Here is a 940-nt window from a genome sequence, read left to right on the forward strand (position 1 = left end):
TTCCATACGGCTAACCTCAGTAATTTAGTAGATTTATCTAAAGTATAGTTCACCCACTTAAATACTGAACAGAGCCTATAGGTATTGTTACATTGGACAACTATAGTGCTGACAGTTCTACCCCATTCATTGCTGTACTTAGTGGCTTTAATAAATACCAGAATAAAAATAGTGTTATCGCCCCCTCGCCGCATAAAGTAACGATCCCATCAGATAGCCCTTCATTCAAACTGTCGTTAAATGAAACCAGCTATACACTGTGTACACTTGTGACCAATAACGAGAGCTGTAATCAGGCCGAGGCTCACGAATATATCGAATCTGGTACTTATAAACTGCTTGGCCACGACATTATAGATACCGATTACTTACACTTAGAGTTAATGCCAAGTTCATCGGAGCAGAACTTGTACCGATTTGGCAATTTAGTGCACAATACCCAGAACTTTGCTTACACTCATGATATCAATTTGGCTAAAGGCAAACACGGAAGCCTCGAGCTCGCTGTCGATACCATTCCTGAAAAGTTCATTGATCAGCGTTTCTACACAAGATTAAAGCCTACAAAAGCGAAAGAACCTAGCATCGAAGGTTTGGAAAAAACATCACTGGTTTATTTTAGAATATACGATGACGTTATGATGATCGCCCCAGAAGATGACTTTGCAGGTTGGGGAATGCAGGTGTGGAATGATAAACAATGCGATTCTATTCTCGATTCACAACTCAAAGACATCAGCTGGGAGAAACCACTTCAACCTTTAGGCTATGATCCAAGCTACGGTATTTACTTTGAATTAAAGATAAAAGAGGGGAATACAGGCTGCGCGAATGTAGTTATCCATAAAGGTAATCAGAAATCTGTCGATGATAATATGAGATTGAAGTTATCCGCTCCGCTTTATTCTACTATTACCTATAAAGACACTCTCATTAGTTA

At 39.4% G+C, this 940-nt stretch carries 1 protein-coding gene; it reads left to right on the forward strand.

Translation table 11 applies throughout. From position 1 onward, the window contains the following. Positions 1–92: 92 nt before the first annotated feature. Positions 93–940 (forward strand): pullulanase-associated domain-containing protein (locus tag ASV53_RS24215; protein ID WP_141226323.1); only part of this gene is annotated, 848 nt, incomplete at its 3' end.

This window comes from Photobacterium sanguinicancri (assembly GCF_002265265.1).
Classification (GTDB): Bacteria; Pseudomonadota; Gammaproteobacteria; order Enterobacterales; family Vibrionaceae; genus Photobacterium; species Photobacterium sanguinicancri.